Origin of the sequence: Pseudomonas orientalis (genome assembly GCF_002934065.1) — a bacterium.
Lineage (GTDB): Bacteria > Pseudomonadota > Gammaproteobacteria > Pseudomonadales > Pseudomonadaceae > Aquipseudomonas > Aquipseudomonas orientalis_A.
This window is the reverse complement of sequence record NZ_CP018049.1, coordinates 5,364,472-5,385,368: the sequence shown is the minus strand read 5'-3', so window position 1 is coordinate 5,385,368 and position 20,897 is coordinate 5,364,472. Positions and strand designations below refer to the sequence as shown.

Below are 20,897 nucleotides of genomic sequence, written 5' to 3'. Positions count from 1 at the left end.
GATGCTGTGGCCAGGGACGCTGATCGGCGCCGGGGCTGGCTTTGCGATTGCCAGCATTCCGGGGGCTTTGTTGGGTGCATTGCTGGGGCAGGCGCTGGACCGGCGCCTGCAATTGCACAGCTGGGCGCAGTTGCGCGAACGCATGGGCGGGCGCCCCGCGTTGCGCAACGACGAATTGTTGTTCGTGCTGCTGGGGCGCCTGGCCAAAAGCAACGGTCGCATTGTGGACGGGCATATCCAGCAGGCGCGCCAGGAAATGCGCGCACTGGACATGACCGAGCCGGCCCAGCGCCGAGCCATCATGGCCTTTAATCGCGGCAAGTCCGGCACCGACCGGGTGCGCCGTTATCTGCGTGTGCTCAAGGCACAACCCCATGCCGCCGAGGGCGTTCTACGTGCCTGCTGGCGCATGGCCTGGGCGGACGGCCGGGCGGATGAGGCCGAGCGTGACCTGATCGAGTTGTGGGGCAAATGGCTGGGCTGGACGCCGCAACAAATCCGCGCGTTGGCCTCCGATTACGCGCCGGCGCGCAAGCCGTTGGTCAATCGTGCCGGGGCTTATCAGGAAGCGCTGCGGATCCTGGGAGTGACGGCGACCGCCGAGCCCTCGGCGATCAAACGCGCCTATCGACGCCTGCTCAGTCGCCACCACCCGGACAAGATTGCCGGCAGTGGCGCCAGCCCCGCGCAAGTGCGCGAGGCGACCGAGCGCACCCGTGAGTTGCATAACGCCTATGCGTTGATTCGCGAGCGACGGGACTTTCGTTGAGAGCGCCGATCAAATGTGGGAGGGGGCTTGCCCCCGATGGCGGAGTGTCAGTCAGCACATGTGGCAGCTGATACACCGCTATCGGGGGCAAGCCCCCTCCCACATTGGTTAGTCAACACTTTCGAAAAATGTGTTCAGTCGGCACTGGCCTGCGGGCTCAACCAGCCGCGCACTCGCCGATATAGCTGCTCCTGCTCGGCGGCATCATTGCCGGGCAGGGCGTGGAGTTGTACCGGCTTGTAGCCGTCATTCTTGCCGCGTTTGGCCGCCTGGAGACGGGCCAATGCGTTTTTGCCGTCCTGGGCGCCGTCCTGGTAGAACACATCCGCCGTAGGTACTTTCAGCGCTGGGGCCAATTGCTGCAGGTCCGGTTGACGAGCGGCGGGTGTCTTGCCGGCCACCATCACCAATTTCTGCACCTGGGCGGGTTGTTTCTCGCTCAGGTAACGCGCAGCCCACCATGCGCCGGTGCCGTGACCGAGCAGTGCCACACTGCGGGCGCCCTGGGTCTGGGCGAAGGCGACGGCAGCGTCGATGCGGTCGAAGATACGTTTGGCGTCGGTCTTGTCCTGTTCATCCGCGCCCGGTACCACTGCCGGGTCAGTGCCTTCGGCTTCCGCGCTGGCGGCCTGTTCGACGGGTTTGGCGACCGTGCTGCCGTCCTTGCTGCTGGTATCGACCGCCGCTTTGGGCGGCTCGATGACGCGTGGCGGCAAGGTGTCCAGATTGACGTCCGGCAATGACAGGCTGAGGGTGCCCCAGGCAGCGTCCGGCAGTTTGCGCCGCAACGGGCCGATCGCTTGCGGCCAGTCGGCATTTTCGCCGGCACTTGGCACGATAATCACCACGCCCTGGGGTTCGGCGCTGTTGGCGGGCCTCCACAGGGCCAGGAACGACTCGCTGCCGGCCTGCAATTGTTGTTGTTCCTGTTGCGCAACCTGGCGTTCGAGCGCGCGGGCTTCTGCCTCGCTGCGCTCGGGCAAGGGCTGGCGCTCGGCGGGTTTTTCCGCGACGGCTGCAGGCGCATCGGCGGCTTGAACAGAAAAGGCGCTGGTAAATAGCAGCGACAGGCACAATGCTGGCAGTGCCGAACGGTTTAGAGGTGGCATCGTTAAATCCCGGCCGGAAGATCCCAGCAGCCTAATGGGTTGATCGGTATTTGTCAGTGATGTGAGACGTGGATCATGGGTTTTCGCTTGCTGCTGGTTATCGGCTGTCTATGTGTTGCCTTGATGGCGAACGCGGCGCCTGCCCCCGTCGTGCCCCAGGCGCAACTGGATGCGCAGCAGCGTGCGTGGCTGGCGCAGCACCCGCAACTGCGGGTGGGCCTGGTGTTGCAGGCGCCTTACGCGCAATACGACCGACGGCTGCAGCGGTTGTCCGGGGCCAATGTCGAGTTGATGCAGTGGCTGGCCAGGGCGCTGGGCATCGAGCTGACCTGGCGCAACTTTCCCGATCAGCAGCAATTGGAGGCCGCCGTGCGCGACGGCGAGGTGGACATCGCCCCCGGCCTGCAGCAAACCCCGGCCGGCTTGCGCCTGTGGTTGTTCAGCGACCCTTATATGCGTGTGCCCCAGCATATCGTCGGTATTCGTGAAGGCGGCGGCGCGGTGGAGCTGGAAAAACTCGACGCACAATCGCGCATCGCGGTGCGCATGCCCAGCACGGTGGCCGAATATCTGCGCAGCACCTATCCCAACCTCAACCTGCAAGGCGTGCCCATGGAGCGCCAGGCCCTGCAGTTACTGGTGAGCCGGCAGGCCCGCTATGCGGTGGTGGATGAGGCGCAACTGGGCCGGTTGTCCGGCGAGGCGGAGTTTGCCGGGCTGGCGGTGGTCGGCGATATCGGCCTGCCGCAGTTGCTGCGGGTGGCCACGCGGCGTGAATGGCCGCAGCTGGCCGGCATCATGCAAAGCGCCTTGCGGGCGATACCCGCCCGCGACCTCGACCAATTGCACAGCCGCTGGCTGCAACCTCAGTACCCGCGTTTATCAAACGCCATGGGCGTGTGGAAAAACCTCAGCGTGCTGCTTGGGCTATTACTGCTCGCCAGCCTCGCCGCGGTGCTCTGGCAGCGCCGCCAACAACGCAACCTGGAGCACGACCTGTTGGCGGCGCGAGAGGAAAGTGCGGCGCGCGCCGCTGGCGCTGAAGCCTTGCGCCTGACGCAGTTTTCCATCGATCAAAGTACGGTCGGCATCCTGTGGGTCAATTGGGACAGTCACGTGCGTTACGCCAATCGCGCCGCCGAAACCATGCTCGGCTATGGCGCTGGCGCATTGATCGAGCGACCGCTGATCGATTTCGACCCGACATTGACCATGGACCGCTGGCTCAATCTGTGGAAGCGAGGGCGGGCCAGCGAGGAGGGCGCGCAGACCTTCGCCACCGACTGCCTGCGCGCCGACGGCAGCATCCTGCCGGCAGACGTGTCGTTGAGTTTCCTGCGCTTTGCCGACGGCGAGTACCTGGTGGTTTACCTGACTGACGTCACCGAGCGCCGCCGTTATGTGGCCGCCCTGCTGCAAAGCGAGGCACAGTTGCGCCAATTGTCAGCCCACCTGGAAACGGTGCGCGAAGAAGAAAAGGCGCGTATCGCCCGCGAAGTACACGACGAGCTTGGGCAGATGCTCACCGTGCTCAAGCTGGAAACCTCAATGTGTGAATTGGCCTATGCGCAACTCGACCCGGGCCTGAACGAGCGCTTGAACAGCATGAAGCGCCTGATAGCCCAGCTTTTTCAATTGGTCCGTGATGTCGCCACGGCGCTGCGCCCGCCGATTCTCGACGCCGGCATTGCCTCGGCCATCGAATGGCAGGCGCGACGCTTCGAAGCGCGCACGCAGATTCCCTGCCTGGTTCGCGTCCCGGAAAACCCGCCGATACTGAGCGACGCCAAGGCCATCGGCCTGTTCCGCATCCTGCAGGAGGCGCTGACCAATGTGATGCGCCATGCCCAGGCGCATACTGTGGAGCTGACGCTGGGCGTGGATGGCCCGAACCTGCGGCTGACCATCAGCGATGACGGTATCGGTTTCGTGCAGGCGCAGGGGCGAGCGGTATCGTTCGGTCTGGTCGGCATGCGCGAACGGGTACTGATCATGGGCGGGCAGTTGAGCCTGGTCAGCGAGTTGGGGGAGGGCACCACCCTGAGCGTCACGGTGCCGTTGGATGCATAACGATAAGAGGAAACCCCTGTGATCCGCGTACTGGTAGCCGAAGACCACACCATTGTCCGGGAAGGCATCAAGCAATTGATCGGCCTGGCCAAGGACCTGCTGGTGGTAGGCGAAGCGAGCAATGGCGAGCAATTGCTCGAGACCCTGCGCCATGTGCCGTGCGAGGTGGTGTTGCTGGATATCTCCATGCCCGGCGTGAATGGCCTGGAGGCTATCGCGCGTATCCGCGCGCTGAGCAACCCGCCGGCGATCCTGGTGCTGTCCATGCACGATGAGGCGCAAATGGCCGCCCGCGCCCTGAAGGTGGGTGCGGCCGGCTATGCCACCAAGGACAGCGACCCGGCATTGCTGTTGATGGCGATTCGCAAGGTCGCGGCGGGTGGGCGCTATATCGACCCGGACCTGGCAGACCGCATGGTCTTCGAAGTCGGCCTGACGGATTCGCGCCCCTTGCACTCGCTGCTGTCGGAGCGCGAGTTTTCGGTGTTCGAACGTCTGGCACAAGGCGCCAACGTCAACGACATCGCCCTGCAGTTGGCCCTGAGCAGCAAAACCATCAGCACGCACAAGGCGCGCTTGATGCAAAAGCTCAATATCACCTCCCTGGCCGAGTTGGTGAAGTACGCCATGGAACACAAGCTGCTGTAGCGGCGTATCCATTAACGACACCGCGCAAGCGCCGCCCGGCGAAGGCTTGCCGCTGCACTGTCCCATGCCCGCCATCCGTGTAGGGCGATCCCTACCCCGAACCTTCCATCCGGCTGATGGGATTCTCTCCTGGCCCCCGATTTCCGGGGCCTCGCGCCTGGACTACGCTTGTGTCACAGCGGTCCAAAACACAAAGGTGCGGGTATGAGCGAGGTGGATTCAAATGATGTGCTGGTCAGCTTTCGTGGCGTGCAGAAAAGCTACGATGGCGAAAACCTGATCGTCAAAGACCTCAACCTGGAGATTCGCAAGGGCGAGTTCCTCACCCTGCTCGGGCCGTCCGGTTCGGGCAAGACCACCAGCCTGATGATGCTGGCCGGCTTTGAAACACCCACCGCCGGCGAAATCCAGCTGGCCGGGCGCTCGATCAATAACGTGCCGCCGCACAAGCGCGACATCGGCATGGTGTTCCAGAACTATGCATTGTTCCCGCACATGACCGTGGCCGAGAACCTGGCGTTTCCCCTGTCCGTGCGTGGCTTGAGCAAGACCGACATCAGCGAACGGGTCAAGCGCGTGCTGAGCATGGTCCAGCTCGACGCGTTCGCCCAGCGCTACCCGGCGCAACTGTCCGGGGGCCAGCAACAGCGGGTAGCGTTGGCCCGCGCCTTGGTGTTCGAGCCGCAACTGGTGCTGATGGACGAACCCCTCGGCGCCCTCGACAAGCAACTGCGCGAACACATGCAGATGGAAATCAAGCATCTGCATCAGCGCCTCGGCGTGACCGTGGTGTATGTGACTCATGACCAGGGCGAAGCCTTGACCATGTCCGACCGCGTGGCGGTGTTTCACCAGGGCGAAATCCAGCAGATCGCCACGCCGCGCAGCCTGTATGAAGAGCCGAAAAATACCTTTGTGGCCAACTTCATCGGCGAAAACAACCGTCTCAATGGCCGTCTGCACAGCCACACCGGCGAGCGCTGTGTGGTGGAGTTGGCGCGTGGCGAAAAGGTCGAGGCGCTGGCGGTGAACGTCGGCTCGATCGGCGGCCCGGTGACGCTGTCGGTGCGTCCGGAGCGCGTCAGCCTCAATGGCGCAAGTGACGGTTGCATCAACCGTTTTTCCGGGCGGGTGGCAGAGTTCATCTACCTGGGCGACCACGTGCGTGTGCGCCTGGAAGTCTGCGGCAAGACCGATTTTTTCGTGAAACAACCGATCGCCGAGCTGGACCCGGCCCTGACGGTCGGCGACGTAGTACCGATTGGCTGGCAAGTCGAGCACGTTCGCGCACTCGACCCACTTCTAGAGGCGAATTGATCGCCCCCTGGCTTCACCAACCCTGCACGTGGAGAGCACAACAATGTTGAGATCCCTTAAGTATTCGGCCCTGGCTATCGGCCTGATGGGCGCGACACAGGCCATGGCAGGCCCGGACCTGACCGTCGTTTCCTTTGGCGGCGCGAACAAGGCGGCCCAGGTCAAGGCCTTCTATGCCCCGTGGGAAAGCGCGGGCAACGGCAAGATCATTGCTGGTGAATACAACGGTGAGATGGCCAAGGTCAAAGCCATGGTCGACACCAAGAGCGTGTCCTGGGACCTGGTGGAAGTGGAGTCGCCTGAACTGTCCCGTGGTTGCGACGAAGACATGTTCGAGCCCCTGGACCCAAAACTGTTCGGCAACGGCGCCGACTACGTGAAGGGGGCGATCCAGCCCTGCGGCGTGGGCTTCTTCGTGTGGTCGACCGTGCTGGCCTACAACGCCGACAAACTGGCGTCCGCACCCACCAGTTGGGCGGATTTCTGGGACACCAAAAAATTCCCTGGCAAGCGTGGCCTGCGCAAAGGCGCCAAATACACCCTGGAATTTGCGCTGATGGCCGACGGCGTGGCGCCCAAGGACGTCTATAAAGTGCTGGCCGGCAAGGATGGCCAGGACCGTGCGTTCAAGAAACTCGACGAACTCAAGCCGTCGATCCAGTGGTGGGAAGCCGGTGCACAGCCGCCGCAATACCTGGCCTCGGGTGACGTCGTGATGAGCTCGGCCTACAACGGCCGGATCGCCGCCGTGCAGAAAGAAAGCAACCTCAAAGTGGTGTGGAACGGCGGCATCTACGACTTCGACGCCTGGGCCATTCCAAAAGGCCTGGCCAAGGATCGCGCCGAAGCGGCGAAAAAATTCATCGCCTTCTCGGTGCAGCCGCAGCAGCAGAAGATCTATTCGGAAAACATCGCCTACGGCCCGGCCAACACCCAGGCCGTGCCGTTGCTGGCCAAAGACGTGCTCAAGGACATGCCGACCACGCCGGAAAATATCGCCAACCAGGTGCAGATCGATGTGAGCTTCTGGGCCGATAACGGCGAGCAGCTCGAGCAGCGCTTCAATTCCTGGGCCGCCAAGTAATCCATGTGGGAGGGGGCTTGCCCCCGATGACGGTGTGTCAGACGACGGCTGATTTGACTGATCCACCGCCATCGGGGGCAAGCCCCCTCCCACAGGGGATCTGTTGTGTTTGACAGATTGCATCCACTTTCAAGACCCGGAGTTTTCCATGGCCCTCGCCATTCCCACCCTCAAGCAGCGCCTGGCCCGTGCCGAGCGGCTCAACCGCTGGAAGGCCCAGGCCTTGATTGCGCCGCTGGTGCTGTTTTTGCTGCTGGTGTTCCTGGTGCCCATTGTTGCGCTGCTCTACAAAAGCGTCGGCAACCCGGAAGTGGTCGCAGGCCTGCCGCGCACAGTGGTGGCAGTGACGGCCTGGGACGGTCGTGGCTTGCCCGGCGAGTCGGTGTACCAGGCGCTCAGTGAGGACCTGGGCGAAGCGCGCAAAAACCAGACCCTGGGCGATCTGTCCAAGCGCTTGAACATGGAACTGGCCGGCTATCGCAGCCTGCTGACCAAAACCGCGCGGGCGCTGCCGTTTGCCGACGCGCCGGCCTCTTATAAAGCTGCGCTGGAAACCCTCGACGAACGTTGGGGCGACCCCGCGTACTGGCAGGCGATCCGACGCAATACCAGCAGCCTGACGCCTTACTACCTGCTGGCGGCCGTCGATCACCGTATCGACGACCTGGGCGAAATCGCGCCGGCCACCCCGGACCAGGCCATCTATCTGGATATCTTCGCCCGCACATTCTGGATGGGCCTGGTCATCACCGTGGTCTGCCTGCTGCTGGCCTATCCCCTGGCGTACCTGCTGGCCAACCTGCCGGCGCGTAAAAGCAACCTGCTGATGATCCTGGTATTGCTGCCGTTCTGGACCTCGATCCTGGTGCGGGTGGCGGCGTGGATCGTACTGCTGCAATCCGGCGGCCTGATCAACAGCGCCCTGATGGGCATGGGCCTGATCGATACGCCGCTGGAGTTGGTGTTCAACCGTACCGGTGTGTACATCTCCATGGTGCATATCCTGCTGCCGTTCATGATCCTGCCGATCTACAGCGTGATGAAGGGCATTTCGCCAACCTACATGCGTGCGGCGATTTCCCTGGGCTGTCACCCCTTCGCCAGCTTCTGGCGCGTGTACTTCCCGCAGACCTACGCCGGTGTCGGCGCCGGTTGCCTGTTGGTGTTTATTCTGGCGATTGGCTACTACATTACCCCGGCCTTGCTGGGCAGCCCGAACGACCAGATGGTCAGCTACTTCGTGGCCTTCTATACCAACACCAGCATCAACTGGGGCATGGCCACGGCGCTGGGCGGCTTGCTGCTGCTGGCGACGGTGCTGTTGTACCTGATCTACAACCGGCTGGTGGGCGCCAGTCGCCTGCGCCTGAGCTGAGGAGACCCTGTAATGCTGAGCCCTTATATGTCACCGGTGGAGCGGCTGTGGTTCTACAGCCTGCGGATTCTGTGTGGCCTGATCCTGCTGTTCCTGATCCTGCCGGTACTGGTGATCATCCCGCTGTCGTTCAACAGCGGCAGTTTCCTGGTGTATCCGTTGCAGGGCTTTTCGCTGCAGTGGTATCAGGACTTCTTCGCCTCGGCCGAATGGATGCGCGCCCTGCGCAACAGCATCATCGTCGCCCCGGCGGCCACGGTGCTGGCGATGGTGTTCGGCACGCTGGCGGCGATTGGCCTGACCCGTGGCAACTTCCCCGGCAAGGCATTGGTGATGGCCCTGGTGATTTCGCCGATGGTGGTGCCGGTGGTGATTATCGGCGTGGCCAGTTACCTGTTCTTTGCCCCGCTGGGTCTGGGTAACAGCTTCTTCTCGTTGATCGTGGTGCATGCGGTGCTGGGCGTGCCGTTTGTGATCATTACCGTGTCGGCGACCTTGCAGGGTTTCAACCACAATCTGGTGCGGGCCGCGGCCAGCCTGGGCGCGTCACCGTTGACCGCGTTTCGCCGGGTGACCTTGCCGCTGATCGCGCCGGGGGTGATTTCCGGGGCGCTGTTTGCCTTCGCCACCTCGTTCGATGAAGTGGTGGTGACGTTGTTTCTCGCAGGGCCGGAGCAAGCCACGTTGCCACGGCAGATGTTCAGCGGCATTCGGGAAAACCTCAGCCCGACGATTGCAGCGGCGGCGACGTTGCTGATCGGGTTTTCAGTGGTGCTGTTGCTGACGCTTGAATGGCTGCGCGGGCGGGGCGAAAAGCTGCGTACCGCACAGGTCTGAAACCCGGCACAGATCAAAATGTGGGAGGGGGCTTGCCCCCGATAGCGGTGTATCAGTGTCAGAAGTGCTGACTGACACACTGCTATCGGGGGCAAGCCCCCTCCCACATTGGTTTTGTGTTCACTCAGATAATGACCATTCAGTTGCTGAATGCTGGGCAACCCAAAATCCCGAGCTACTCTTGTGCCAGCCCATCTCTCAATAAGAGGCCGCGCACATGAGTACTTCCTCATTCAAGATCGCCCACAAACTGCTCACCGGCGCTGGCGCCATTGAGCAGCTCGCCGCCGAACTCACCCGCCTGGATGTGGATAACCCGTTGATCGTCACCGATGCCGTGCTGGTCAAGTCCGGCACGGTGGCGCTGGCGCTCGAGCATTTGGGCGGCCGCCCGTATGAAATTTTCGACCGCGTGCTGCCCGACCCGGAAATCGCCATTGTCGAAGACTGCATGCAGGCCTACCGCGATGGCGGGCACGATGGCCTGATCGGCGTGGGCGGCGGCAGTGCCATCGACATCGCCAAGAGCGTCGCCGCTTACGCCGGTTACCACGGCGCCCTGGCGGATTTGTTCGGGGTCGACCAGGTGCCGCGCAAGGGCCCGCCGTTGATCGCCATTCCCACCACGGCGGGCACCGGCTCGGAGGTGACCAACGTGGCAATCCTCTCGGACAAGGTCGCGCAGCTGAAAAAAGGCATCGTCAGCGACTACCTGCTGCCGGATGTGGCGCTGATCAGCCCGCAAATGACCCTCACTTGTCCCCGCAGCGTCACCGCCGCCAGTGGCGTCGACGCACTGGTGCATGCCATTGAATCCTACCTGTCGCTGAACGCCTCGCCGATCACCGATGCGCTGGCGATCGGCGCGATCAAGCTGATTGCCAGCGCACTGCCCAAGGTTTACGCCAACCCGGCCAACCTGCAGGCCCGTGACGACATGGCCACCGCCAGCCTGATGGCCGGCATGGCCTTCGGCAATGCCGGCGTGGGCGCGGTGCATGCGCTGGCGTATCCGTTGGGCGGCCGGTTCAACATCGCCCATGGCGTGAGCAATGCGCTGTTGCTGCCCTATGTGATGCACTGGAACAAGCTGGCCTGTGTCGAGCGGATGCGCGACATCGCCCAGGCCATGGGCGTGAATGTCAGCGGGCTGAGCGTGAATGATGCCGCCGACCAGGCTGTCGAGGCGATGACGAAACTCTGCGCCGCCGTCGAAATCCCGGCCGGCCTGCGCAGTTTCGGCGTGCCTGAGGAGGCTATCCCGGCGATGGCCACTGAAGCGGCGGGCATCGAACGCCTGATGCGCAATAACCCGCGCCAGCTCAGCGCGGCCGATATCGAGAAAATCTACCGGGCGGCGTACTAGCCGTTGAGTGAGGTCACGGTGCGCAGGGCAAAGCTGAGGTATACAATGCGCGCCATCGTGATTTAGCTCAAAAAAGGTGCGTCATGCAGCCCTTCGTCATTGCTCCATCGATTCTCTCCGCCGACTTCGCCCGCCTGGGCGAAGAAGTGGACAAGGTGTTGGCCGCCGGCGCCGACTTCGTGCACTTCGACGTCATGGACAACCACTACGTGCCCAACCTGACCATCGGCCCGATGGTCTGCGCGGCGCTGCGCAAGTACGGGATTACCGCGCCGATCGACGCACACCTGATGGTCAGCCCGGTGGACCGCATTGTCGGCGACTTCATCGACGCCGGTGCGACTTACATCTCGTTCCACCCGGAAGCCACGCTGCACGTCGACCGTACGCTGCAGTTGATCCGCGAAGGCGGCTGCAAGGCAGGCCTGGTGTTCAACCCGGCCACACCCTTGAGCGTGCTGGAGTACGTGATGGACAAGGTCGACATGGTCCTGCTGATGAGCGTCAACCCGGGTTTTGGCGGGCAGAAGTTCATCCCCGGCACCCTGAACAAACTGCGCGAAGCGCGGGCGCTGATCGACGCATCGGGCCGCGATATCCGCCTGGAAATCGACGGTGGGGTCAACGTCAACAATATTCGCGAGATCGCTGCTGCGGGTGCCGATACGTTCGTGGCCGGCTCGGCGATCTTCAATGCCCCGGATTACCAGGAAGTGATCGCCAAGATGCACGCCGAACTGGCGCTGGCGCGTCCATGAGCGGCTTTGAGCAGCTGTTCCCCGGCAAATTGCCACGGCTGGTGATGTTCGATCTGGACGGTACCTTGATCGACTCGGTGCCCGACCTGGCGGCGGCGGTGGACCAGATGCTGCTCAAACTGGGGCGCAAGCCTGCGGGGATCGAGGCGGTGCGCGAATGGGTCGGCAACGGCGCGCCGATGCTGGTGCGTCGGGCGCTGGCGGGCAATATCGACGCCGCCGGTGTGGATGAGGTGGAAGCCGAACATGCCCTGGAGCTGTTCAATGCCGCCTATGAAAGCAGCCACGAACTGACGGTGGTGTACCCCGGCGTGCGTGACACCCTCAAATGGTTGAGCAAGCAAGGCGTGGAAATGGCCTTGATCACCAACAAGCCGGAGCGCTTCGTCGCACCGCTGTTGGACCAGATGAAGATCGGCCGGTATTTTCGCTGGATCATCGGCGGCGATACCCTGCCGCAGAAAAAGCCCGACCCGGCGGCGCTGTTTTTCGTGATGAAAATGGCCAATATTCCGGCGTCCCAATCGTTGTTCGTGGGCGATTCGCGCAGCGATGTATTGGCGGCAAAAGCCGCAGGGGTGCAGTGTGTGGCCTTGAGTTACGGCTACAACCATGGCCGGCCGATTGCCGAAGAATCGCCGGCGCTGGTGATTGATGACCTGCGCCTGTTAATCCCCGGTTGCCTGGGCGCGGGCGCTGAGATAACGTTGCCCGATATTGATCCGTCCTTTTCAGGAAATCCCATCGTGGTGGTCACTCGCAAACTCTGGATGAAAGTCATCAAGGCCCTGGCCCGCTGGCGTTGGCGCGCCTGACTGATCCTGGCCGCTTTGTGCGGCACGTTTGCCTACCTGACCGATTGACCCTCACACCACGAGGCACCTGATGATCCGCGAAGAATTCCTGCGTTTGGCCGCTGCCGGCTATAACCGTATCCCCATGGCCCGCGAAACCCTGGCCGACTTCGACACGCCGCTGTCGATCTACCTGAAACTGGCCGATGAGCCGAACTCGTATCTGCTGGAGTCGGTACAGGGCGGCGAGAAGTGGGGCCGTTATTCGATCATCGGCCTGCCGTGCCGCACGGTACTGCGGGTTCATGACCATCATGTGAGCATCACCCATGATGGCGTCGAGATCGAAAGCCATGACGTAGACGATCCGCTGGCCTTCGTCGAGGCCTTCAAGGCGCGCTACAACGTGCCGACCATTGCCGGCCTGCCACGTTTCAACGGCGGCCTGGTGGGGTATTTCGGTTATGACTGCGTGCGCTACGTGGAGCAGCGCCTGGGTAAATGCCCGAATCCGGACCCGCTGGGCGTGCCGGACATCCTGCTGATGGTCTCCGATGCGGTCGTGGTGTTCGACAACCTCGCCGGCAAGATGCACGCGATTGTGCTGGCCGACCCCTCCCGGGCGGATGCCTACGAACAAGGTCAGGCCAGTCTCGAAGCACTGCTGGACAAGCTGCGCCAGCCGATCACGCCGCGTCGTGGCCTGGACCTCAGCCGTCCGCCTGCCGCTGACCCGGTGTTTCGTTCCAGCTTCACGCAGGCGGACTACGAGCGCGCAGTGGACACCATCAAGGAATACATCCTGGCCGGTGACTGCATGCAGGTGGTGCCGTCGCAACGGATGTCGATTGATTTCAAGGCGGCGCCGATTGACCTGTACCGGGCGCTGCGCTGCTTCAACCCGACGCCGTACATGTACTTCTTCAACTTCGGTGATTTCCACGTGGTGGGCAGTTCACCGGAAGTGCTGGTGCGCGTCGAAGACAACCTGATCACCGTGCGGCCCATCGCCGGTACGCGCCCGCGTGGCGCTACCGAAGAAGCGGACCTGGCGCTGGAAGAAGACCTGTTGAGCGATGACAAGGAAATCGCCGAGCACCTGATGCTGATTGATCTGGGGCGCAATGACACGGGGCGTGTCTCGGAAATCGGCTCGGTGAAGTTGACCGAGAAGATGGTCATCGAACGGTACTCCAATGTGATGCACATTGTGTCCAACGTCACCGGGGAACTGAAAGCCGGGTTGACCGCAATGGACGCACTGCGTGCCATTCTGCCGGCCGGTACCTTGTCGGGCGCGCCGAAGATTCGCGCGATGGAAATCATCGACGAACTGGAGCCGGTCAAGCGGGGCGTCTACGGCGGCGCCGTGGGGTATTTCGCCTGGAACGGCAACATGGACACCGCGATTGCGATCCGTACGGCAGTGATCAAGGATGGCGAACTGCATGTGCAGGCCGGTGGCGGCATTGTAGCGGACTCGGTGCCGGCGCTTGAATGGGAAGAAACCCTGAACAAGCGCCGCGCGATGTTCCGGGCGGTGGCGTTGGCTGAGCAAACCCCGCAGGATTGAAGCCAAATGTAGATCAACCTGTGGGAGGGGGCTTGCCCCCGATAGCGGTCTGTCAGTTCATGATGTGCTGGCTGACACATTGCTATCGGGGGCAAGCCCCCTCCCACATTGGTTTGTGTTGGTTTCAGGATTGGCTAGAAATCCAGGCTCACCCCGACACTCACCCCTTGCTGGGTCAGGTTGTCATCCTTCCTCACGTTATACGCCGCGCGTAACGCCAGTTCCTGCGTCAGCTTGTGGCTGACACCCAGGCTCAAGCGATCCGAATTGCTGCGCGGCGTATATCCGTCCAGCTTGAAGTCGATCCCCGGCACGCTGTTGAGCGCGATGTTGACCTTCTGCGTGTCGTTCTCGAACTCATGCTCATGCGCCACTTCCCCATACACCTGGGTCTGCGGGGTGATGCGGTAGCTGCCTTGCAAGCCGACGCCAAGGCGTTTGGAGTCGCGCTGCTGGTCATCAAAGGTCAGCGCAGTGGAGCGGCTGTCTTTCTCCGAGTAGCCGTTGACTTCGACGCGCGCATAATCGGCGCTGATGAAGGGCGACAGGTGCCAGTCGCTGCCTGGCGCAGCGATGTCGTAGCCCACGCGGCCGCTCAAGGCCCAGAGCCAGCCATCGGTGTCACCTTTCTCCGAGCCTTCGCTGACGCCCAGGGCGAACTTGCGCTTGAGGTTGTCAAAGTCCAGTTTGCCGCCGGTCAAGGCCGCATCGGCCCACCAGTGATTCTGCTGATACTGGGCGAACGCGGTGCCCATGTAGCTGTTGAGCTTGTAATCCGAATCGCTGGCGCCGGCTTCCAGTGTCTGGCGGTACAGGCCCGCGGCGACGCCTACGCGCCAGGCTTCGTTGAGTCGGTAGCTGCCGCCGATATTGAGGTTATAACCACTGCCATCGCCGCTCGCCGAGCTGTTCTGGTCGTCGAAATCCAGCCGTTGGCCACCGGCTGCCACGATCGCTCGCCATTGGCCGACGGCTTGCCAGTGGCCGGTGTCTGCCTGCCATTGATTGCGCAACTCATCCTGGTGGGCGCGCAATGTGCCCTGGGCCATTTCCGGCAGCAGCGTGATTTCCCACGGCGCGGCGAGCAGCGAATAGGCGTAGTCGGCAATCAGCCGTTGCCCGGCGATGGTCGGGTGGACCGAGTCGTTATAGATCAGCTTGGTCGGGTCCGGGTTGGTGCCACCGATGCCGTACACCGGATTGGCGGTGCAACTGTTGCCACTGAAGCAGGTGCCCGTGAGGTTTTGCCCGGTGGCGAGGCCGAAGCGAGCCGGATTGGCGAAGGCTTCGTTCAATAGCAAGGGAATGTTCAGCGGGATGACCTGCGCATCGATCTGCGACAAGCGCTGTACCAGGGACTGGTTGAAAACAGCGCTCAGGGCCGACGTCGCTGCCTGCTGCGGCGTGCCGTTGACGGCCGGCGTCAGGCCGATGTCGGGCAACATCCATACCATGATGTAACGCGCACCGGCTTGTTGCAGGGCCTGGGCACTGTCGGCCAATCGCCCGCCGGCGGCGACCGCTTGAGCGGGGCTGAGTACGCGCCCCTGGAGGAAGTCATTGCCGCCACCGGACAGAAAGTACAGTGCGTTCGGATCGGCCCGCCCGCCGTTTGCCGGCAGGTAACCCTGTCGACTGCGCAGCACCGTGCCGCCCCCGGCATTGCCGGGTGGGATCGCCGCGTTGGAGACGTTGGTGATGGAGTCGAGGATATTGTCGGTACGGTAGCCGCCGACCGCCCAGTTGTTTCCGTCCGGCAAGCCCTGGATCGCGCGCACCGGTGAGGTGGAGGCATTCAGGTCGTTTGGCGCTACACCCAGCTTCGCGCCGAGCAGCGTCGAAGAAACCAGACCATAGTCTCCCTGGAACGTCGGCCCGGTACGGTTGGTGAAGCGCAGGGTCGATCCGGCACTGCCGTCGGGAAACTGGCCCGCATCGGCCAGGCTGTCACCGAATACCACCATGGTTGAGTAGGGTGACGGTGCTGCGTGGGCCTGTGCGCAAGCCAGGGAAAGCAAGCCGGCGGCCAGGGGCGCGAAGAACGGGGTTCTGAACATGGAAAATTCCATTGAGTTGTTTTTGTGTCGGAACCCAAACACTAGCAAAGTATCGAGCGTTTTCTACAGCGCAAAACCGAATTTTGCTGTGGGCAGCGCATTGAGCCCAGCCCGTATTTGCGGCGCCATATTGCACGGTTGGCGAGGCTACGTTACTGTGCCTGGACGTATGAATGAGACCCTCCCCGTGTTGATCATCAGCAGACTCTTGATGCGAGTAGTCAAGGCACACGCCCGTTGGCGTTGGCGCGCCTGACATTTTTCTCCGCCGGCCTGGCCGGACCTGTACCGATTTGCCTTCTTCACCCTGTTTGACGCCCCTTGCCGCTCACCCCGGCAACCGGAACGTGCGTCCGGCAGCGGGCCAAATGCCTGGAAGGCGGTCATTTGAAATCAGTGAATTCAAGAGGTTTGAACCCACATGTTGCTGATGATTGATAACTACGATTCCTTTACCTACAACGTTGTGCAGTACCTGGGCGAGCTGGGTGCCGAGGTCAAGGTGGTGCGCAACGACGAACTGACAGTCGCCCAGATCGCTGCGCTGAACCCTGAGCGCATCGTGGTTTCGCCCGGGCCATGCACGCCGACCGAAGCGGGCATCTCCCTGGAAACCATCCAGTATTTCGCCGGCAAGCTGCCGATTCTGGGCGTGTGCCTGGGGCACCAGTCCATTGGCCAGGCCTTTGGCGGTGATGTGGTGCGCGCGCGCCAGGTGATGCACGGCAAGACCAGCCCGGTATTTCACAAGGACCTGGGTGTCTTCCAGGCGCTCAACAATCCTGTAACCGTGACCCGTTACCATTCCCTGGTGGTCAAGCGCGAAACCCTGCCCGAGTGCCTGGAACTGACGGCCTGGACCCAGCTGGAAGACGGCTCGGTCGATGAGATCATGGGCCTGCGCCACAAGACACTGAATATCGAAGGGGTGCAGTTTCACCCTGAATCGATCCTGACCGAGCAGGGCTACGAGCTGTTCGCCAATTTTCTCAAGCAGAGCGGCGGCACGCGCTAAGGACTTTCCATGGATATCAAGACTGCCCTGGGTCGTATCGTCGGCCATCTGGACCTGAGCACCGCCGAAATGAGCGATGTGATGCGCGAGATCATGACCGGTCAGTGCTCCGACGCACAGATCGGCGCCTTTATGATGGCCATGCGCATGAAGAGCGAAAGCATCGACGAAATCGTCGGCGCCGTGTCGGTAATGCGTGAACTGGCGGACAAGGTCGAACTCAAGACCCTCGACGGCGTGGTCGATGTGGTCGGCACCGGCGGCGACGGTGCGAACATTTTCAACGTATCGACGGCGTCCTCGTTCGTGGTCGCGGCAGCGGGTTGCACCGTGGCCAAGCACGGCAATCGCGCGGTGTCCGGCAAAAGTGGCAGCGCCGACCTGCTGGAAGCCGCCGGTATCTACCTGAACCTGACGCCGGTACAGGTGGCACGCTGCATTGACAGCGTCGGCATTGGCTTCATGTTTGCCCAGTCCCACCACGGCGCGATGAAACACGCCGCCGGCCCGCGCAAGGACCTTGGCCTGCGTACCCTGTTCAACATGCTCGGCCCGCTTACGAATCCGGCCGGTGTGAAACATCAGGTCGTCGGTGTCTTCAGCCAGGCGTTGTGCCGGCCGTTGGCTGAAGTGCTGCAGCGCCTGGGCAGCAAGCATGTGCTGGTGGTGCACTCCAAAGACGGCCTGGATGAATTCAGCCTGGCCGCACCGACCTTCGTGGCAGAGTTGAAGGACGACCAGGTCACTGAGTACTGGGTCGAGCCTGAGGACCTGGGCATGAAGAGCCAGAGCCTGCACGGCCTGGCGGTGGAAAGCCCGGCGGCATCGCTTGAGTTGATTCGTGATGCATTGGGGCGACGCAAGACCGAAAACGGTCAAAAAGCCGCAGAAATGATTGTGCTCAATGCGGGCGCGGCACTTTACGCAGCGGACCATGCCTATAGTCTTAAGGAAGGTGTGGCCCTGGCTCACGATGCATTGCACACCGGTCTGGCTCGCGAGAAACTCGAAGAACTCGGAGCATTCACCGCCGTATTCAAGATGGAGAATGAAGCATGAGTGTTCCCACCGTTCTGGAAAAAATCCTGGCGCGCAAGGCTCAAGAAGTTGCCGAGCGCCGTGCCCGTGTGAGCCTGGCTGAACTGGAAGCCCAGGCAAAGGCAGCCGATGCACCGCGCGGTTTTGCCAATGCCTTGATCGCCCAGGCCAAGCTCAAGCAGCCGGCTGTGATCGCTGAGATCAAGAAGGCTTCCCCGAGCAAAGGCGTTATCCGCGAGCACTTCGTGCCACATGAGATCGCCGTCAGTTATGAAAAGGGCGGGGCGACCTGCCTGTCCGTACTGACTGATATCGATTACTTCCAGGGTTCCGACTTATTCCTGCAGCAGGCACGCGCCGCGTGCAAGTTGCCGGTGATTCGCAAGGATTTCATGGTTGATCCCTACCAGATCGTCGAAGCCCGCGCGCTGGGTGCCGACTGTGTGCTGCTGATCGTTTCCGCCCTGGATGACGTGAGGATGGCCGAGCTGGCGGCTGTGGCCAAGGGTGTGGGCCTGGATGTACTGGTCGAGGTGCATGATGGCGACGAGCTGGAGCGCGCGCTGAAAATCCTCGACACCCCACTGGTGGGGGTCAACAACCGTAACTTGCATACCTTCGACGTCAGTCTGGAAACCACCCTTGATCTGCTGCCGCGTATTCCGCGTGACCGCCTGGTGATTACCGAGAGCGGCATCGTCAACCGCGCCGATGTGGAGCTGATGGAAATCAGCGAAGTGTATGCGTTCCTGGTCGGCGAGACGTTCATGCGCGCCGAGAACCCAGGGGCCGAACTGCAGCGTCTGTTCTTCCCGGAGCGTGGCGTGACGGTCAGCGGTTCGACCCTGGATTGATTCCAGCGCAGTCGGTCCGTTTTTGAAATGCAGCAAAAAAGTGTGGGAGGGGGCTTGCCCCCTCCCACATTGGTTTTGTGCTTATTCAGGTGGGTAAATGTTAATGACCAAGCCGGTTTTGATGACGGTAGAAGCAGGGCTTGCGGCCGAACAAGCGTTGCTGGCCGCCGTCTGCGCCGGTGAGCAGCAATTCGGTCTGTTGTTCTGGCAGCCCAACGATCAAGCCTTGGTCATGCCACGCCGTTTGAGCCGATTACCGGCCTTTGAAGCCGCCAGCCAGGTTTCGGCAGACGCGGGTTGGCCGGTATTGTTGCGCGAGACCGGCGGTGAGCCGGTGCCGCAGTCCGCCGCTACGGTCAATATTGCGCTGGTCTACGCCTCTCCGCGCAGTGAAGGTGATCAAGGGCGCATCGAAACCGGCTACCGACGGTTGTGCCAGCCGATTTGTGATGTATTGACCGAGTTGGGCGGCGACGCATCCATTGGCGAAATCGACGGCGCGTTCTGCGACGGTCGTTACAACGTCAATCTCAACGGTCGGAAAATGGTCGGCACCGCCCAACGTTGGCGCCAGAGCGGTGGCCGCCCGGTGGGCTTGGTGCACGGTGCCTTATTGCTGGACAACGATCGCGATGAGTTGATTATGGCGGTCAATCGTTTCAATGAAGCCTGTGGCCTGGAACAGCGGGTGCGGGCCGAGAGCCATATCGCACTGCACGAGGTCTTCACTGCGCCCGACGCGATCAGCCGGCTCGACACCTTGTACCGTCAGATGCTGGCAGGCTTGCTGCCAGGTTAACGCGTTCCGAACACCACCATCGTCTTGCCTTTGACGTGCACCAGGTTGCGCTCCTCCAGATCCTTGAGCACGCGCCCCACCATTTCCCGCGAACAACCCACGATGCGCCCGATTTCCTGGCGTGTGACTTTGATCTGCATGCCATCGGGGTGGGTCATGGCGTCAGGTTGCTTGCACAGCTCCAGCAGGCAGCGAGCGACACGGCCGGTCACATCGAAGAATGCCAGGTCGCCGACCTTGCGCGTGGTATCCCGCAGGCGCTGGGCAATCTGCCCGCTCAAGGCATACAGGATGTCCGGATCCTGTTGGGCCAGTTCGCGAAATTTCGTATAGCTGATCTCGGCCACTTCGCACTCCACCTTGGTGCGTACCCAGGCGCTGCGCTGCTGCTCCTTGCCCGCCTGCTCGAACAGTCCCAGCTCGCCAAAGAAGTCCCCGGTGTTGAGGTAGGCAATGATCATCTCGCGACCGTCTTCGTCCTCGATCAGGATGGTGACCGAGCCCTTGATAATGAAGAACAGGGTTTCGGAGCGCTCGCCCGCGCAGATGATGTTGTGCTTGGCCGGATGACGCCGGCGCTGGCAATGCATCAGCAGCTTGTCGAGGTTCTTGATCTTGGGTGTGGGAGTAAGAGCAACCATGGTTGTATCCCGAAAGACTGCGCGATGGGGTTGGATTTGTTTTTATCAGCGATACCGGCATTGACGTACGCTGTACAAAGGATGGCAATGCGCCATTGATTTGGCGCCAGCTTACCAGACACATTCTGACTCGATTAACGTATTTCACCCGCAAACGCAGTTATTGATCGTTTTCATGCAGTACACGGCTGTCCTTAGGCCCTGTGCTAAGCTGGCGACCCTTTTTTAGCAGTGGAGTCTGGGCGATGAAGGCACGCATCCAATGGGCGGGCGAAGCCATGTTCCTCGGTGAATCGGGCAGTGGCCATGTGGTGGTCATGGACGGACCGCCGGAAGCCGGTGGCCGCAACCTGGGTGTACGCCCGATGGAAATGCTGCTGCTGGGTGTCGGCGGTTGCAGCAATTTCGACGTGGTCAGTATCCTGAAAAAATCCCGTCAGGCCGTGGAAAGCTGCGAAGCCTTTCTGGAGGCCGAGCGTGCCACCGAAGATCCCAAGGTGTTTACCAGGATTCATATGCATTTTGTGGTCAAGGGCCGGGCGTTGAAGGAGGCGCAGGTCAAGCGTGCCATCGAGCTGTCGGCAGAGAAATATTGCTCGGCCTCGATCATGCTCGGCGCGGCCGGTGTAGCCATCACCCATGATTACGAAATTATCGAGTTGGGTTGATCGTAGAACGACGGGCAAAAAGAAGGGCGCTTTGATAGCGCCCTTTTTACATGATCGTTCCCACGCTCCGCGTGGGAATGCATCTCCTGACGCTCCGCGTCACCCTTGCGCAGGTACCGGGTTTT

19 protein-coding genes are annotated in these 20,897 nt (G+C 61.9%); 16 read left to right on the top strand and 3 right to left on the bottom strand.

From position 1 onward, the window contains the following. Position 1: 1 nt before the first annotated feature. Positions 2 to 769: a TerB family tellurite resistance protein gene (locus tag BOP93_RS24400; RefSeq protein ID WP_104504903.1), complete on the top strand. Its 768-nt coding sequence runs from the start codon at positions 2 to 4 to the stop codon at positions 767 to 769. Between the two features lie 134 nt (positions 770 to 903). Here the strand turns inward: BOP93_RS24400 and BOP93_RS24395 are convergent, their stop codons facing one another. Beyond that, positions 904 to 1,878: an alpha/beta hydrolase family protein gene (locus tag BOP93_RS24395; RefSeq protein ID WP_104504902.1), complete on the bottom strand. Its 975-nt coding sequence runs from the start codon at positions 1,876 to 1,878 to the stop codon at positions 904 to 906. A gap of 75 nt (positions 1,879 to 1,953) precedes the next feature. On the opposite strand from BOP93_RS24395, the gene BOP93_RS24390 reads away from it, so the two are divergent. The 10 genes from BOP93_RS24390 to trpE all read left to right on the top strand — a co-directional run bounded on the left by BOP93_RS24390 (position 1,954) and on the right by trpE (position 13,700). Further along, on the top strand, positions 1,954 to 3,948 hold the full coding sequence (locus tag BOP93_RS24390) for a sensor histidine kinase (protein ID WP_104504901.1): 1,995 nt from the start codon (positions 1,954 to 1,956) through the stop codon (positions 3,946 to 3,948). An 18-nt stretch (positions 3,949 to 3,966) separates the two neighbouring features. Further along, positions 3,967 to 4,596 carry a response regulator gene (locus tag BOP93_RS24385; RefSeq protein WP_057723679.1) on the top strand — a complete coding sequence of 210 codons (630 nt, stop codon included), beginning with the start codon at positions 3,967 to 3,969 and terminating at the stop codon, positions 4,594 to 4,596. Between the two features lie 204 nt (positions 4,597 to 4,800). Further along, positions 4,801 to 5,913 (top strand): ABC transporter ATP-binding protein, encoded by a 1,113-nt coding sequence (locus BOP93_RS24380; RefSeq protein WP_104504900.1) that lies wholly within the window; start codon positions 4,801 to 4,803, stop codon positions 5,911 to 5,913. A gap of 43 nt (positions 5,914 to 5,956) precedes the next feature. Further along, positions 5,957 to 6,997: an ABC transporter substrate-binding protein gene (locus BOP93_RS24375; RefSeq protein WP_065894189.1), complete on the top strand. Its 1,041-nt coding sequence runs from the start codon at positions 5,957 to 5,959 to the stop codon at positions 6,995 to 6,997. Positions 6,998 to 7,145: 148 nt separating this feature from the next. Continuing rightward, on the top strand, positions 7,146 to 8,372 hold the full coding sequence (locus BOP93_RS24370; protein WP_104504899.1) for an ABC transporter permease: 1,227 nt from the start codon (positions 7,146 to 7,148) through the stop codon (positions 8,370 to 8,372). Between the two features lie 12 nt (positions 8,373 to 8,384). Continuing rightward, the gene (locus tag BOP93_RS24365; RefSeq protein WP_065885518.1) at positions 8,385 to 9,209 is read left to right on the top strand and encodes an ABC transporter permease; all 825 of its coding nucleotides are present in this window, start codon (positions 8,385 to 8,387) and stop codon (positions 9,207 to 9,209) included. Between the two features lie 217 nt (positions 9,210 to 9,426). Continuing rightward, a complete protein-coding gene (locus BOP93_RS24360) occupies positions 9,427 to 10,575 on the top strand; it encodes an iron-containing alcohol dehydrogenase (protein WP_065885519.1) in 1,149 nt (382 codons plus the stop codon). A gap of 83 nt (positions 10,576 to 10,658) precedes the next feature. After that, positions 10,659 to 11,333, top strand: coding sequence for a ribulose-phosphate 3-epimerase (gene rpe, locus BOP93_RS24355; protein WP_104504898.1), 675 nt, complete (start codon positions 10,659 to 10,661; stop codon positions 11,331 to 11,333). After that, positions 11,330 to 12,148: a phosphoglycolate phosphatase gene (locus tag BOP93_RS24350; protein ID WP_065885521.1), complete on the top strand. Its 819-nt coding sequence runs from the start codon at positions 11,330 to 11,332 to the stop codon at positions 12,146 to 12,148. The genes rpe and BOP93_RS24350 overlap by 4 nt, the downstream gene beginning before the upstream one ends. Before the next feature lie 70 nt (positions 12,149 to 12,218). After that, positions 12,219 to 13,700: an anthranilate synthase component I gene (trpE, locus tag BOP93_RS24345; protein WP_065885522.1), complete on the top strand. Its 1,482-nt coding sequence runs from the start codon at positions 12,219 to 12,221 to the stop codon at positions 13,698 to 13,700. 134 nt (positions 13,701 to 13,834) lie between these two features. Here trpE and estP read toward each other — a convergent pair whose 3' ends face one another. Continuing rightward, positions 13,835 to 15,757, bottom strand: coding sequence for an esterase EstP (estP, locus tag BOP93_RS24335; RefSeq protein WP_104504896.1), 1,923 nt, complete (start codon positions 15,755 to 15,757; stop codon positions 13,835 to 13,837). Positions 15,758 to 16,178: 421 nt separating this feature from the next. On the opposite strand from estP, the gene BOP93_RS24325 reads away from it, so the two are divergent. From BOP93_RS24325 to BOP93_RS24310, 4 genes are all read left to right on the top strand, one after another. Then, on the top strand, positions 16,179 to 16,772 hold the full coding sequence (locus BOP93_RS24325) for an aminodeoxychorismate/anthranilate synthase component II (RefSeq protein ID WP_065894201.1): 594 nt from the start codon (positions 16,179 to 16,181) through the stop codon (positions 16,770 to 16,772). Positions 16,773 to 16,781: 9 nt separating this feature from the next. Beyond that, positions 16,782 to 17,831, top strand: coding sequence for an anthranilate phosphoribosyltransferase (trpD, locus tag BOP93_RS24320; RefSeq protein WP_065885525.1), 1,050 nt, complete (start codon positions 16,782 to 16,784; stop codon positions 17,829 to 17,831). Continuing rightward, complete coding sequence (gene trpC, locus BOP93_RS24315) at positions 17,828 to 18,664, top strand: indole-3-glycerol phosphate synthase TrpC (protein ID WP_104504894.1); 837 nt, start codon at positions 17,828 to 17,830, stop codon at positions 18,662 to 18,664. The genes trpD and trpC overlap by 4 nt, the downstream gene beginning before the upstream one ends. A gap of 103 nt (positions 18,665 to 18,767) precedes the next feature. After that, positions 18,768 to 19,463 (top strand): lipoate--protein ligase family protein, encoded by a 696-nt coding sequence (locus tag BOP93_RS24310; protein ID WP_104504893.1) that lies wholly within the window; start codon positions 18,768 to 18,770, stop codon positions 19,461 to 19,463. Here BOP93_RS24310 and crp read toward each other — a convergent pair. Next, positions 19,460 to 20,104: a cAMP-activated global transcriptional regulator CRP gene (gene crp, locus BOP93_RS24305; protein WP_057723693.1), complete on the bottom strand. Its 645-nt coding sequence runs from the start codon at positions 20,102 to 20,104 to the stop codon at positions 19,460 to 19,462. The genes BOP93_RS24310 and crp overlap by 4 nt on opposite strands. Positions 20,105 to 20,349: 245 nt before the next feature. Here crp and BOP93_RS24300 point away from each other — a divergent pair, with 245 nt between their 5' ends. Beyond that, complete coding sequence (locus tag BOP93_RS24300) at positions 20,350 to 20,772, top strand: OsmC family protein (protein WP_003210947.1); 423 nt, start codon at positions 20,350 to 20,352, stop codon at positions 20,770 to 20,772. The last annotated feature ends 125 nt before the right edge of the window (positions 20,773 to 20,897 follow it).

Bases quoted from the DNA above. Each gene is read 5' to 3' on its own strand.
- BOP93_RS24400 (WP_104504903.1), top strand. From the start codon at position 2: ATGCTGTGGCCAGGGACGCTGATCGGCGCCGGGGCTGGCTTTGCGATT.
- BOP93_RS24395 (WP_104504902.1), bottom strand. From the start codon at position 1,878: ATGCCACCTCTAAACCGTTCGGCACTGCCAGCATTGTGCCTGTCGCTG.
- BOP93_RS24390 (WP_104504901.1), top strand. From the start codon at position 1,954: ATGGGTTTTCGCTTGCTGCTGGTTATCGGCTGTCTATGTGTTGCCTTG.
- BOP93_RS24380 (WP_104504900.1), top strand. From the start codon at position 4,801: ATGAGCGAGGTGGATTCAAATGATGTGCTGGTCAGCTTTCGTGGCGTG.
- BOP93_RS24375 (WP_065894189.1), top strand. From the start codon at position 5,957: ATGTTGAGATCCCTTAAGTATTCGGCCCTGGCTATCGGCCTGATGGGC.
- BOP93_RS24370 (WP_104504899.1), top strand. From the start codon at position 7,146: ATGGCCCTCGCCATTCCCACCCTCAAGCAGCGCCTGGCCCGTGCCGAG.
- BOP93_RS24365 (WP_065885518.1), top strand. From the start codon at position 8,385: ATGCTGAGCCCTTATATGTCACCGGTGGAGCGGCTGTGGTTCTACAGC.
- BOP93_RS24360 (WP_065885519.1), top strand. From the start codon at position 9,427: ATGAGTACTTCCTCATTCAAGATCGCCCACAAACTGCTCACCGGCGCT.
- rpe (WP_104504898.1), top strand. From the start codon at position 10,659: ATGCAGCCCTTCGTCATTGCTCCATCGATTCTCTCCGCCGACTTCGCC.
- BOP93_RS24350 (WP_065885521.1), top strand. From the start codon at position 11,330: ATGAGCGGCTTTGAGCAGCTGTTCCCCGGCAAATTGCCACGGCTGGTG.
- trpE (WP_065885522.1), top strand. From the start codon at position 12,219: ATGATCCGCGAAGAATTCCTGCGTTTGGCCGCTGCCGGCTATAACCGT.
- estP (WP_104504896.1), bottom strand. From the start codon at position 15,757: ATGTTCAGAACCCCGTTCTTCGCGCCCCTGGCCGCCGGCTTGCTTTCC.
- BOP93_RS24325 (WP_065894201.1), top strand. From the start codon at position 16,179: ATGTTGCTGATGATTGATAACTACGATTCCTTTACCTACAACGTTGTG.
- trpD (WP_065885525.1), top strand. From the start codon at position 16,782: ATGGATATCAAGACTGCCCTGGGTCGTATCGTCGGCCATCTGGACCTG.
- trpC (WP_104504894.1), top strand. From the start codon at position 17,828: ATGAGTGTTCCCACCGTTCTGGAAAAAATCCTGGCGCGCAAGGCTCAA.
- BOP93_RS24310 (WP_104504893.1), top strand. From the start codon at position 18,768: ATGACCAAGCCGGTTTTGATGACGGTAGAAGCAGGGCTTGCGGCCGAA.
- crp (WP_057723693.1), bottom strand. From the start codon at position 20,104: ATGGTTGCTCTTACTCCCACACCCAAGATCAAGAACCTCGACAAGCTG.
- BOP93_RS24300 (WP_003210947.1), top strand. From the start codon at position 20,350: ATGAAGGCACGCATCCAATGGGCGGGCGAAGCCATGTTCCTCGGTGAA.